This is a genomic window from Pseudomonas sp. HS6 (assembly GCF_023375815.1).
GTDB lineage: Bacteria > Pseudomonadota > Gammaproteobacteria > Pseudomonadales > Pseudomonadaceae > Aquipseudomonas.
In genome coordinates, this window is the sequence record NZ_CP067412.1 from 5,402,138 (window position 1) to 5,414,070 (window position 11,933).

An 11,933-nucleotide genomic window follows, 5' to 3' on the forward strand; every position below is an offset into this window, starting at 1 on the left:
AAAAAGGTTCTGGGTTCTTTGCTGGCCTCGGTGCTGGCGCTGCCATCGATCGTGATGGCCGCCGAGCCGGCGGCTGCCACCGCTGCCACCGCTGCGGCGGTGACGCCTGCGGTCAACAGCGGCGTCGCCGGTCAATTGACGCAGCTGGTGTTCGGTCTGCTGCTGGTGCTGGGGTTGATCTTCTTCCTCGCCTGGCTGTTGCGCCGGGTGCAGCAGGCAGGCCCTGCGGGCAAGGGCCAGGTGATCGAGCTGATCGGTTCCCGCGCGCTCGGTCCGCGTGACCGACTGATGCTGGTTCAGGTCGGCAACGAGCAGATCCTGTTGGGTCTCAGCCCCGGCACGATCACCGCGCTACACGTACTCAAGGAACCGGTGGACGTCCCGGCCACCTCCGAAAAAGCGACTCCGGAATTTGCCCAGCATCTGTTGAAGATCCTCGGCAAGGATCAGAAGGATACGAAGTAATGGGTGCGTTGCGCATCGTCTTGACCCTGGCCTTGATGTTGGCCGCGCCATTGGCGTTCGCCGCCGATCCGTTGTCGATCCCGGCGATCACCTTGGGCACCAACGCCAACGGTGCGCAGGAGTATTCGGTCAGCCTGCAGATCCTGCTGATCATGACGGCGCTGAGCTTCATCCCGGCCGCCGTCATTCTGATGACCAGCTTCACCCGGATCATCATCGTCTTCTCGATCCTGCGACAGGCACTCGGTCTGCAGCAGACGCCGTCGAACCAGATCCTCACCGGCATGGCGCTGTTCCTGACCATGTTCATCATGGCGCCAGTGTTCGACCGGGTGAACAACGACGCCCTGCAACCGTATCTGGCGGAGAAACTCACCGCCCAGCAAGCGGTGGAAAAGGCTCAGGTGCCGATCAAGGACTTCATGCTCGCGCAGACGCGCTCCAGCGATCTTGAGCTGTTCATGCGCCTGTCCAAGCGCACCGATATTGCGACGCCGGATCAGGCGCCGCTGACCATCCTGGTGCCGGCCTTCGTTACGTCTGAACTGAAAACCGCGTTCCAGATCGGCTTCATGATCTTCATTCCGTTCCTCATCATCGACCTGGTCGTGGCGAGTGTGCTGATGGCGATGGGTATGATGATGCTGTCGCCGCTGATCATTTCCCTGCCGTTCAAGATCATGCTGTTCGTGCTGGTGGATGGGTGGGCGCTGATCATCGGCACCCTGGCCAGCAGTTTCGGAGGTGTTTCGCCATGACGCCAGAAGTAGCGGTCGACATTTTTCGCGAAGCCTTGTGGCTGACCACGATGATGGTCGCGATTCTGGTGATTCCGAGTCTGCTGGTGGGCCTTCTGGTGTCGATGTTCCAGGCCGCCACGCAGATCAACGAACAGACCCTGAGCTTTCTGCCGCGTCTGCTGGTGATGCTGGTGACCCTGATTGTCGGCGGTCCGTGGATCATCCAGACCTTCATGGAATACATCATCCAGCTGTACAAAAACATTCCGCTGGTCATCGGCTGAGTCATGCAGTCGCTGCTTCAGTTGACCGACACGCAGATCAGCACCTGGGTGGCGACGTTCATGTTGCCGCTGTTTCGCATCGGCTCGATGCTGATGGTGATGCCGGTGTTCGGCACCACGCTGGTTCCCAAGCGCGTCCGTCTCTACCTCGCCCTTGCGATCACCGTGGTGATCGCGCCAAGTCTGCCGCCGATGCCGGCCGTCAGTCCGCTGGATCTGAGCGGTCTGCTGCTGATTGCCGAGCAGATCCTGGTCGGCGCCGTGTTGGGCTTCTCCTTGCAGCTGTTCTTCCAGGCTTTCGTGGTCGCGGGGCAGATCGTTGCGATTCAGATGGGCATGGGCTTCGCCTCGATGATCGACCCCACCAACGGCGTGTCGGTGGCGGTGATCGGGCAGTTTTTCACCATGCTGGTGACGCTGTTGTTCCTCGGCATGAACGGCCATCTGGTGGTGTTCGAAGTCCTCACGGAAAGCTTCACTACACTGCCGGTCGGTGCGGGTCTGATGACCGCGCATTACTGGGAGCTGGCCGGCAAGCTCGGTTGGGTGCTTGGCGCGGCATTGATGCTGGTGTTGCCGGCGGTCACTGCGCTGCTTGTGGTCAACATCGCATTCGGCATCATGACCCGTGCTGCGCCACAACTGAACATTTTCGCTATCGGCTTTCCGCTGACCATGGTGCTCGGTCTGTTCATTGTCTGGGTTGGTCTGGCGGACATTCTCAATCAGTATCAGCCGCTGGCCGTCGAAGCCTTGCAGCTGCTACGCGAACTGGCAAAGGCGCGCTGAGTCATGGCTGAGAGCGAGAGCGGTCAGGATAAAACAGAAGACCCCACGGAGAAGCGCAAGAAGGACTCCCGGGAAAAGGGTGAGATTGCGCGTTCCAAGGAACTCAACACCCTGGCGATCATGCTCGCCGGGTCCGGTGCGCTGCTGATTTTCGGCGGCATGTTGGCGCAGGACTTGATGGAGCTCATGCGTGTGAACTTCACGCTGTCGCGCGAAGTGATCATGGATCAGGGTTCCATGGGCAAGTTCCTGATGAATTCCGGGCTGGTTGCGCTGGTGGCAATCCAGCCAATCATGATCACCTTGTTGCTGGCTGCGTTTCTGGGGCCGATCGCGCTCGGTGGCTGGCTGTTTGCCGCGGGTTCCATGGCGCCCAAGTTCAGTCGGATGAACCCCGGTGCGGGTCTCAAGCGCATGTTCTCCATGAAGGCGGTGATCGAGCTGCTCAAGGCGCTGGCCAAATTTCTGATCATTCTGGCTGTGGCGCTGGTGGTGTTGTCCGGCGATGTCGACGACTTGCTGCGCATTGCCCATGAGCCGTTGGACCGTGCGATCATTCACAGCCTGCAACTGGTGGGTTGGAGCACTTTGTGGATGGCGTGCGGTTTGATCATCATCGCGGCCGTCGACGTCCCGGTTCAGCTCTGGGAGAGCATGAAAAAGCTCAAGATGACCAAGCAGGAAGTGCGCGACGAGCACAAGGACCAGGAAGGCCGGCCGGAGGTCAAACAGCGGATTCGTCAGGTCCAGCGCGAGATGTCGCAGCGCCGGATGATGGCGGCCATTCCCGATGCCGACGTGGTCATCACTAACCCGACCCACTACGCCGTAGCACTCAAGTACGACTCGGAGAAGGGCGGGGCGCCGATGCTGCTGGCCAAGGGCAGCGACTTCCTGGCGCTGAAGATCCGCGAAATCGCCGTGGCCAACAACGTCATGCTGCTCGAATCGCCGGGCCTGGCGCGTTCGATCTACTACTCCACAGAGCTGGAAGAAGAGATCCCTGGTGGCCTGTATCTGGCGGTCGCCCAGGTGTTGGCTTACGTCTACCAGATCCGCCAGCACCGCGCGGGCAAGGGCAAGTTCCCGGAGCCGCTCAAGGACGACCTGCCGATTCCGCCGGATCTGCGGCGCGATTCCTGATTGTGACGAAGCAAAAAAACCGCCTCCGGTTGAACCCGGTGGCGGTTTTTTTATGCCCGATGATCTGTGTTGCTTGTGAGGCCGCCTTCGCGGGCAAGTCGAACCGTCGCACCGCCGCTCCCACAGGTTTTTCGTTATGCCCTCGACGGTACACGCGCCACCGATCCCTGTGGGAGCGGGCTTGCCCGCGAAGGCGTCAGTTGCCGCGACACATCACTTAAGCCTTTACGCGGGGTTCGGCGACGGCGGTAGTTCCAGATTATTCAGCACCCGATTCGCTGCCAGCTCCCCGAGCATGATCAGTTGCCCGATGCCCATCAATGTCCTGCGCTGCGAGGCGGGCATGAGGTGGGCGAAGTCATTGGCGATGGTTCTGGCGGAAGCGAGGGTTTCGCAGAGCTCGACCAGCAGTTCTTCGTTTTTGAAGTCTGCGGTGACGGCAAACATTCGGCGGGTTTTGCGGGGCGGTGGCGTGGAGCCGGGCGGGCAGAGATAGTGATCGAGGGCGCGGTCGGCGGCTTCGTGAAGCTTTCTGGAATCGAGGGATTCGTAGGGCGTGGCAGGGTCGGTTTCGGGTGGATTGGGTGTTGGTTTGATCATAGTGAAGCTCCTTTGTGGTGGAGCCGCCAAATCCAGTCGCTAAACAGGAAGGGTGGCGGCCGTACGCGGGTTAGCGAACCGGTCAAAGGCACCCGGGTAGACCACGAGGGTCTCCCGCATACAGCCACCATAACGAAATTGCAGACAAACAGATCCGCAACGAAGCCTGGAACGCTGGTGCACCTTTAATCTGAGCGAGTCGCTAAACCCGATCGCTGATTCGTCAGCGACCGACCCACAATAGAACCCGACCCCAAGGCGCACAAGCCGGCCGATTCTGGCGTAGCTGTAGGCAGCGGCGCAAGGATGCGTAGCCTCGAAGGCGTGTCTGGAGGTGTCTTTTAAACGCCAAGGTTTAAAAGACACGATCGAGTGGCGCCGTCGGTCTGAAAGGTCCCGCGACCTGTTAGTTCTGACAGTAGACGCCTGTTGTTCCCTGGCGCCTCATAAACCCGGAACTCGCGCCGTTGCCTATTCGCACTCTGCGAGCGCAGCGTCTGATGACTCATTCAACTGAAATCGGGGATAGAACATGACAAGGCGCGTTTACCGAAAACTGCCGGGTATGGAAATTGAGTTCGTTTCAGGGAAGCTGGAAAGGGACGCAGGAGAGCGGGCCATCTTCTACGAGGTGACGTTCGACCTGAAGCTGGACTTTCTCAATTTTCTGGTCATGGCCAATCAGTACATTCCGAATTATCTGGATAATCCCATCAATGCGATCCGGCCTGAACTGAGCGGGTTTGCGTATCACTACTCCTACAACTACTTCTTTGGTGCGGCCGGTAATATCAGCAATAACCCGTCGTTATTCGCTCTATTCACCGACCGTGGTTATTACATGGACCAGTGGGCGAGTGATGGCGGGCCCGTAGAGCGACGGTATGGAAAACCCTCGTTCACGGTGGTCGGCAACCAGTTGCGCATCACAGCGCGGCAGTACTTTCGACTGGATGCGGGGGCTCCTCCGATCGAAATCAGCGACCTGCCATTCATACTTTTCGAATGGGCGTTGAATCTGATGGAAGGTCATGTGAAGTCCACTGATGTCGCGCCTGTCACCATGGTGGTGCTGATGTATACGGAGGAAGATGTTGTCGATGTCGGTGGTCGCAGCGTGTTCAGGGGCACGCGCTATCTGGATAATGCAGCTCTTTCCTTTGGTCCGATTACTCCAGCGCACATTCTGGTTGCCGGTTGACTGCCGAGATTCCATCTCGGAAATCATCGTTTAACAGGGGCGGGCGTACGGCGTGCGCGCCGCCCATTTGTGCATTCATCACAATCTCTATTTCCCGCCTTGGCAAAAGTTGGAAGGCTTCTTGCAGTAGCCGCCGTGCGTCCGCTCTGGGCGTCAAAAGTTTGCTTTAAAGGAACGGGGAAAACCGGTGGATCGCTCTCAGTTAATCAACAGTGCTCGCTCGAACATTGCCGATCTCAGTCGAGGCAATCTGGGTGTGCCGCTGTTGCTGCTGGTCATGCTGGCGATGATGATGTTGCCGGTGCCGCCGTTCCTGCTCGACGTGTTCTTCACCTTCAACATTGCCCTGTCGATCGTCGTGCTGCTGGTCTGCGTGTACGCGTTGCGGCCGCTGGATTTCGCGGTGTTCCCGACGATCCTGCTGGTGGCGACGCTGTTGCGACTGGCGCTGAACGTGGCGTCGACGCGGGTGGTGATGCTCCACGGTCAGGACGGCCACGCCGCTGCCGGTAAGGTGATCCAGGCCTTCGGTGAGGTGGTGATCGGCGGTAACTACGTGGTCGGTATCGTGGTCTTCGCGATTTTGATGATCATCAACTTCGTCGTGGTGACCAAGGGTGCCGGGCGGATTTCCGAGGTGAGCGCGCGTTTCACCCTCGATGCGATGCCCGGCAAACAAATGGCAATCGACGCCGACCTCAACGCCGGTCTGATCGACCAGAACCAGGCCAAGGCCCGTCGTTCCGAAGTCGCCCAAGAGGCTGAGTTTTACGGTTCGATGGACGGTGCCAGCAAGTTCGTTCGCGGTGACGCCATCGCCGGCCTGCTGATTCTGTTCATCAACCTGATCGGCGGCATGGCCGTCGGTATCTTCCAGCACAACATGAGCTTCGGCGATGCCGGTCGGGTTTACGCCTTGCTGACCATCGGTGACGGTTTAGTGGCGCAATTGCCATCACTGTTGTTATCTACAGCGGCTGCGATCATGGTGACCCGTGCTTCCGGTTCGGAAGACATGGGCAAGCAGATCAATCGCCAGATGTTCGCCTCGCCGAAGGCGCTGGCGGTGGCGGCCGGTCTGATGGCAGTCATGGGCCTGGTGCCGGGCATGCCGCACTTCTCCTTCCTGAGCATGGCGGCCCTGGCTGCTGGCGGCGCGTACCTGTTCTGGAAAAAGCAGAACGTCGCCAAGGTGCAGGCGCTGCAAGAGGTTCAGCGTCAGCAGGAACTGCTGCCATCGCCGGCCCGCGCCATGGAAACCAAGGAGCTGGGCTGGGATGACGTGACGCCAATCGACATGATCGGTCTGGAAGTCGGTTATCGCCTGATTCCGCTGGTGGACCGCAACCAGGGCGGGCAATTGCTGGCGCGGATCAAGGGCGTGCGCAAAAAGCTCTCGCAGGATCTGGGCTTCCTGATGCCGACCGTGCACATTCGCGACAACCTCGACCTGGCGCCGAGCGCCTACCGTCTGACCCTGATGGGCGTGATCCTGGCCGAAGCCGAGATCTACCCGGATCGCGAACTGGCGATCAACCCGGGGCAGGTCTACGGCACGCTCAACGGCATTACCGCCAAAGATCCGGCTTTCGGCCTGGAGGCGGTGTGGATCGAAGTCAGTCAGCGCGCCCAGGCACAATCGCTCGGTTACACCGTGGTGGACGCCAGTACCGTGGTCGCCACGCACTTGAACCAGATTCTGTACAAGCACTCCAGTGAGCTGATCGGCCACGAAGAAGTGCAGCAACTCATGCAATTGCTGGCCAAGAGCTCGCCGAAACTGGCTGAAGAGCTGGTGCCGGGTGTGGTGTCGCTGTCGCAACTGCTCAAGGTGTTGCAAGCGCTGCTGGCCGAACACGTGCCGGTGCGCGACATCCGCAGCATTGCCGAAGCCATCGCCAACAATGCCGCGAAGAGTCAAGATACCGCCGCGCTGGTGGCTGCCGTGCGCGTCGGCGTATCGCGCGCCATCGTCCAAAGCATTGTAGGGACTGAGTCCGAGCTGCCAGTTATCACTCTGGAGCCAAGGTTGGAACAAATATTGCTCAATAGTCTGCAGAAGGCAGGACAAGGCTCGGAAGAGGGCGTTCTGCTGGAGCCAAGCATGGCCGAGAAGCTGCAGCGTTCGCTCATCGAAGCGGCGCAGCGTCAGGAAATGCAAGGTCAGCCGGTGATCCTGTTGGTAGCAGGCCCGGTTCGCGCGATGCTCTCGCGCTTTGGCCGCCTGGCAGTCCCTGGACTGCACGTGCTGGCCTACCAGGAAATTCCGGACAACAAGCAAGTGACCATCGTTGCGACAGTAGGGCCCAACGGCTGAGGTAGTGGTTTATGCAAGTTAAGCGTTTTTTCGCCGCCGATATGCGTCAGGCCATGAAGCTGGTTCGTGATGAGCTGGGCGCTGATGCCGCCATCATTGGCAACCGCCGCATTGCCGGCGGCGTCGAGCTGACGGCGGCGCTGGATTACAAATTGTCGGCGCTGGCGCCACGGGTTCCGAACATGGAACTCGAAGACGAGCTGCGCAAGACCCAGTCGCGCATCGTCACCGCCCAGGCTGAGCTGAGCATGCGTGGTGAAGCCGACGGCAACACCAATCGCCAGTTGTTCTCCGGTCTGCCATTGACCGCCGGCCTGCCGCTGACGGCTGCCGAGCCTCTGACAGAACCGACTTACGCTGCTCCGGCCCGTCCAGCCCCGGCACCTGCGCCGGCTGCCGCTGGCGTCGATCCGCGTGCGCTGGATTCGATGCGTTTCGAACTCAACAGCCTGCGCGAGCTGATGGAAGTGCAGCTCGGCACTCTGGCCTGGAATCAGCTGCAAGGCAGCCGTCCGGCCCAAGCGAACCTCTATCGTCGTCTGCAACGCATCGGCTTGTCCGGCCCGTTGTCCCGCGACCTGCTGGCGCTGACCAGCGATATCGAAGAGCCTCGTCAGGCCTGGCGCATGCTGCTGGCGCACCTGGCGCGGATGATTGCCACACCGGAAGTCGAGCCACTGGAAGAGGGCGGGATCATTGCCATGGTCGGCCCGGCCGGAATGGGCAAGACCACCACCTTGGCCAAGCTCGCTGCCCGTTACGTGCTCAAGTACGGCGCGCAGAACATTGCGCTGGTGAGCATGGACAGTTTCCGCATCGGTGCTCAGGAACAGTTGAAAACCCTGGGCCGGATCCTCAATGTGTCGGTGACCCACGTCGATCCGGGCCAGTCCCTGGTGCAGGCGCTGGATCCACTGCTGCGCAAACGCGTGGTGCTGATCGATACCGCCGGCCTGCAGGCCAGCGATCCGGCATTGCGCATGCAGCTGGAAAGCCTGGCCAGTCGTGGCGTTCGGTCGAAAAATTATCTGGTACTGGCAACCACCAGCCAGAAACAGGTTCTAACCGCCGCTTATCACAGTTACAAGCGTTGCGGGCTCGCCGGGTGCATCCTGACTAAACTGGATGAGACGGCCAGCCTTGGCGAAGTGCTGAGCCTGGCGATCAGTCATGAACTGCCGGTCGCCTACCTGACCGACGGCCCACGGATTCCGGATGATCTGCATCTGCCGCGCCGTCATCAATTGGTCAGCCGCGCCGTCAGCGTGCAAATGCAGGAAGAACCCAGCGAAGAAGCCATGGCTGACATGTTCGCTGATATCTACCACAGTCCGACCAAGCAGGTTGGCTGAGGTAATGAACAGTTTTTGTACCTACATCGATGGTCTGCCATGCATTGTTCCGGTTGTGAACGCGCAGCCAGTAATGTGGCCTCCGTCTATGCAAGACAAGGTAAAGAAATAACATGGGCAGCATGCATCCCGTACAGGTGATCGCGGTGACCGGCGGCAAAGGTGGCGTCGGCAAGACTAACGTGTCAGTGAACTTGTCCCTGGCGCTGGCAGAGCTTGGCCGTCGGGTCATGCTGCTGGACGCCGACCTGGGTCTGGCGAACGTCGACGTTCTGCTGGGCCTCACGCCCAAACGTACCCTGGCCGATGTGATCGAGGGCCGCTGCGAGCTGCGCGACGTGCTGTTGCAAGGCCCCGGCGGGATCCGCATCGTGCCGGCCGCTTCCGGCACCCAGAGCATGGTTCACCTGAGCCCGGCCCAGCATGCCGGTCTGATTCAGGCGTTCAGCGACATCGGCGACAATCTCGACGTACTGGTGATCGACACCGCTGCGGGGATTGGTGACTCGGTAGTCAGTTTCGTTCGCGCGGCGCAAGAAGTGTTGCTGGTGGTCTGCGACGAGCCGACCTCGATCACCGACGCCTACGCACTGATCAAACTGCTGAACCGCGATTACGGCATGAACCGCTTCCGTGTCCTGGCCAACATGGCCCAGAGCCCGCAGGAAGGTCGCAATCTGTTCGCCAAGTTGACCAAGGTCACGGATCGCTTCCTCGACGTCGCCCTACAATACGTCGGCGCGGTGCCTTACGACGAAAGCGTGCGCAAGGCGGTGCAGAAGCAGCGTGCGGTCTATGAAGCCTTCCCGCGTTCCAAGTGCGCACTGGCGTTCAAGGCGATCGCACAGAAGGTCGACACCTGGCCGCTGCCCGCCAACCCGCGCGGCCACCTCGAATTTTTCGTCGAGCGCCTCGTGCAGCAAACGGCAGGACCTGTGCTATGACCGCCAGCGGTATGAATTTCTACAAGAAGTCGGCACGTGACGCGCAGTACGAGCTGATCGAGCGTTACGCGCCACTGGTCAAACGCATCGCCTATCACTTGCTGGCGCGATTGCCGGCCAGTGTGCAGGTCGAAGACCTGATTCAGGCCGGAATGATCGGCCTGCTCGAAGTCTCGACCAAATACGACGCCAGCAAGGGCGCCAGTTTCGAAACGTACGCGGGCATCCGGATCCGCGGCGCCATGCTCGATGAAGTACGCAAGGGGGACTGGGCACCGCGCTCGGTTCACCGCAACACCCGTATGGTCAGCGACGCGATTCGCTCGATTGAAGCTAAAACCGGCCGTGACGCTAAAGATCACGAGGTTGCGGCCGAACTCCAATTGAGTCTCGACGATTACTACGGGATTTTGAACGACACCCTGGGCAGCCGACTGTTCAGTTTCGACGACCTGCTGCAGGACGGCGAACACGAAGGGCTGCACGAGGATGGCGCCAGTGCTCATCTTGAGCCGTCGCGCGATCTGGAAGATGAGCGCTTCCAGGCTGCGTTGGCGGACGCGATTGCCAATTTGCCGGAGCGTGAGCGACTGGTGTTGGCGCTGTACTACGACGAAGAGCTGAACCTCAAGGAAATCGGTGAAGTCCTTGGCGTCAGTGAATCGCGGGTCAGCCAGTTACACAGCCAGTGCGCGGCCCGCTTGCGGGGGCGTTTGGGGGAGTGGCGAGCGCGCTGAAGGCAGTGTGGGGACGCTGCGAACGAGGCTGGTGCGGTGGTGAACGGCACCGGTCTTGCTCTGTTGTGCTCCAGACAGTCATCGAGTGCTTTGCCGGATTGATTGAAATGGCGCGTCCAGGTGCTGGGCGCGTTTAAGACTGCTTGGAGGTCGAATTGAACAAAGACATGAAAATCCTCATCGTTGATGACTTCTCAACGATGCGGCGGATCATCAAGAACCTGTTGCGTGACCTCGGGTTCACCAACACCGTTGAAGCCGACGATGGCACCACTGCCATTCCGGTACTCAACAGCGGCAGCATCGACTTTCTGGTGACCGACTGGAACATGCCTGGCATGACCGGTATCGACCTGCTGCGCCATGTGCGCGCCGATGAAAAACTCAAGCACCTGCCAGTGCTGATGGTGACTGCTGAAGCCAAGCGCGAGCAGATCATCGAAGCGGCCCAGGCCGGCGTTAACGGCTACGTGGTCAAACCTTTCACGGCTCAGGCGCTGAAAGAAAAAATCGAGAAGATTTTCGAACGCATCGGCTGATGACGCGCGGGGGAGCTATGGAGCATAACGAATCTTCACAGGGCGACTTCGAGTCGACTCTGAAAAAACACGCGGTCGAACTGGTCGAAAGCCTTGAAAAAGGCAGGTTCGGCGACGCTGTGCAACTGATCCATGAGCTCAATCAGACCCGTGACCGTGGCCTGTACCAGGAAGTGGGCAAGCTCACGCGCGAACTGCACAGTGCAATCGTCAACTTCCAGATCGACCCGCATATGCCGCAGGCCGAGGAAGTGTCGCAGATCACTGATGCGACCGAGCGTCTGGGCTATGTGGTCAAGCTGACCGAGGCGGCGGCCAACCGCACCATGGACCTGGTGGAAAGCGCCACGCCGGTGGTCAATGGCCTGGCTGACGAAGCCCAGGCATTGAGTGCCGACTGGGGACGCTTCATGCGCCGTGAAGTCGGGGCTGAAGAGTTCCGCGAGCTGGCGCGTCGGGTCGACGGTTTTCTGACACGCAGCAGCACGGACAACCGCGCAGTGTCGAGCAACCTCAACGACATTCTGCTGGCCCAGGATTACCAGGACCTCACCGGTCAAGTGATCAAGCGCGTGACCCAACTGGTCACCGAAGTCGAAAGCAATCTGCTCAAACTCGTGCTCATGGCCAGTCAGGTGGACCGCTTTGCGGGCATCGAACATGACCGTGCGGCGATGCTCGCTGAAAAAGATCCACAAAAACATCTCTCGCAGGGTGAAGGTCCGCAGATTCATGCCGATAAACGAGAAGACGTTGTGTCCGGTCAGGACGATGTGGACGATTTGTTATCCAGCCTTGGATTCTAGAGTTTTGGAATTATAG

13 protein-coding genes are annotated in these 11,933 nt (G+C 59.9%); 12 read left to right on the forward strand and 1 reads right to left on the reverse strand.

What is annotated here, in order from left to right:
• Nucleotides 1-9: 9 nt before the first annotated feature.
• The 5 genes from fliO to flhB are packed head-to-tail and all read left to right on the forward strand — an operon-like array spanning nucleotide 10 to nucleotide 3,421.
• Nucleotides 10-465 (forward strand): flagellar biosynthetic protein FliO, encoded by a 456-nt coding sequence (gene fliO, locus JJN09_RS24485; RefSeq protein WP_249490848.1) that lies wholly within the window; start codon nucleotides 10-12, stop codon nucleotides 463-465.
• Nucleotides 465-1,223 carry a flagellar type III secretion system pore protein FliP gene (gene fliP, locus JJN09_RS24490; RefSeq protein WP_096822171.1) on the forward strand — a complete coding sequence of 253 codons (759 nt, stop codon included), beginning with the start codon at nucleotides 465-467 and terminating at the stop codon, nucleotides 1,221-1,223. The genes fliO and fliP overlap by 1 nt, the downstream gene beginning before the upstream one ends.
• Entirely contained in the window at nucleotides 1,220-1,489 is a 270-nt protein-coding gene (gene fliQ / locus JJN09_RS24495) for a flagellar biosynthesis protein FliQ (RefSeq protein WP_096822170.1), read from the forward strand. Before fliP ends, fliQ begins: the two co-directional genes overlap by 4 nt.
• Nucleotides 1,490-1,492: 3 nt before the next feature.
• Nucleotides 1,493-2,278: a flagellar biosynthetic protein FliR gene (gene fliR, locus JJN09_RS24500; RefSeq protein WP_249484134.1), complete on the forward strand. Its 786-nt coding sequence runs from the start codon at nucleotides 1,493-1,495 to the stop codon at nucleotides 2,276-2,278.
• 3 nt (nucleotides 2,279-2,281) lie between these two features.
• Nucleotides 2,282-3,421: a flagellar biosynthesis protein FlhB gene (gene flhB / locus JJN09_RS24505; protein WP_249484135.1), complete on the forward strand. Its 1,140-nt coding sequence runs from the start codon at nucleotides 2,282-2,284 to the stop codon at nucleotides 3,419-3,421.
• A gap of 225 nt (nucleotides 3,422-3,646) precedes the next feature.
• Here flhB and JJN09_RS24510 read toward each other — a convergent pair whose 3' ends face one another.
• Nucleotides 3,647-4,021: a hypothetical protein gene (locus JJN09_RS24510; RefSeq protein WP_249484136.1), complete on the reverse strand. Its 375-nt coding sequence runs from the start codon at nucleotides 4,019-4,021 to the stop codon at nucleotides 3,647-3,649.
• Between the two features lie 565 nt (nucleotides 4,022-4,586).
• Here JJN09_RS24510 and JJN09_RS24515 point away from each other — a divergent pair.
• From JJN09_RS24515 to JJN09_RS24545, 7 genes are all read left to right on the forward strand, one after another.
• On the forward strand, nucleotides 4,587-5,222 hold the full coding sequence (locus JJN09_RS24515; protein WP_249484137.1) for a hypothetical protein: 636 nt from the start codon (nucleotides 4,587-4,589) through the stop codon (nucleotides 5,220-5,222).
• Between the two features lie 187 nt (nucleotides 5,223-5,409).
• Nucleotides 5,410-7,539 carry a flagellar biosynthesis protein FlhA gene (gene flhA, locus JJN09_RS24520; protein ID WP_249484138.1) on the forward strand — a complete coding sequence of 710 codons (2,130 nt, stop codon included), beginning with the start codon at nucleotides 5,410-5,412 and terminating at the stop codon, nucleotides 7,537-7,539.
• 11 nt (nucleotides 7,540-7,550) lie between these two features.
• Nucleotides 7,551-8,891, forward strand: a complete 1,341-nt coding sequence (flhF, locus tag JJN09_RS24525) for a flagellar biosynthesis protein FlhF (RefSeq protein WP_249484139.1) — start codon at nucleotides 7,551-7,553, stop codon at nucleotides 8,889-8,891.
• Between the two features lie 113 nt (nucleotides 8,892-9,004).
• Entirely contained in the window at nucleotides 9,005-9,835 is an 831-nt protein-coding gene (fleN, locus tag JJN09_RS24530; protein ID WP_003222917.1) for a flagellar synthesis regulator FleN, read from the forward strand.
• Nucleotides 9,832-10,572: an RNA polymerase sigma factor FliA gene (fliA, locus tag JJN09_RS24535; RefSeq protein WP_011333070.1), complete on the forward strand. Its 741-nt coding sequence runs from the start codon at nucleotides 9,832-9,834 to the stop codon at nucleotides 10,570-10,572. The genes fleN and fliA overlap by 4 nt, the downstream gene beginning before the upstream one ends.
• Before the next feature lie 167 nt (nucleotides 10,573-10,739).
• Nucleotides 10,740-11,111, forward strand: a complete 372-nt coding sequence (locus JJN09_RS24540; RefSeq protein WP_003183998.1) for a chemotaxis response regulator CheY — start codon at nucleotides 10,740-10,742, stop codon at nucleotides 11,109-11,111.
• Between the two features lie 17 nt (nucleotides 11,112-11,128).
• Nucleotides 11,129-11,917, forward strand: a complete 789-nt coding sequence (locus JJN09_RS24545; protein WP_249484140.1) for a protein phosphatase CheZ — start codon at nucleotides 11,129-11,131, stop codon at nucleotides 11,915-11,917.
• Nucleotides 11,918-11,933: the final 16 nt, after the last annotated feature.

Bases quoted from the DNA above. Each gene is read 5' to 3' on its own strand.
- fliP (WP_096822171.1), top strand. From the start codon at position 465: ATGGGTGCGTTGCGCATCGTCTTGACCCTGGCCTTGATGTTGGCCGCG.
- fliQ (WP_096822170.1), top strand. From the start codon at position 1,220: ATGACGCCAGAAGTAGCGGTCGACATTTTTCGCGAAGCCTTGTGGCTG.
- fliR (WP_249484134.1), top strand. From the start codon at position 1,493: ATGCAGTCGCTGCTTCAGTTGACCGACACGCAGATCAGCACCTGGGTG.
- flhB (WP_249484135.1), top strand. From the start codon at position 2,282: ATGGCTGAGAGCGAGAGCGGTCAGGATAAAACAGAAGACCCCACGGAG.
- JJN09_RS24510 (WP_249484136.1), bottom strand. From the start codon at position 4,021: ATGATCAAACCAACACCCAATCCACCCGAAACCGACCCTGCCACGCCC.
- JJN09_RS24515 (WP_249484137.1), top strand. From the start codon at position 4,587: ATGGAAATTGAGTTCGTTTCAGGGAAGCTGGAAAGGGACGCAGGAGAG.
- flhF (WP_249484139.1), top strand. From the start codon at position 7,551: ATGCAAGTTAAGCGTTTTTTCGCCGCCGATATGCGTCAGGCCATGAAG.
- fleN (WP_003222917.1), top strand. From the start codon at position 9,005: ATGGGCAGCATGCATCCCGTACAGGTGATCGCGGTGACCGGCGGCAAA.
- fliA (WP_011333070.1), top strand. From the start codon at position 9,832: ATGACCGCCAGCGGTATGAATTTCTACAAGAAGTCGGCACGTGACGCG.
- JJN09_RS24540 (WP_003183998.1), top strand. From the start codon at position 10,740: ATGAAAATCCTCATCGTTGATGACTTCTCAACGATGCGGCGGATCATC.
- JJN09_RS24545 (WP_249484140.1), top strand. From the start codon at position 11,129: ATGGAGCATAACGAATCTTCACAGGGCGACTTCGAGTCGACTCTGAAA.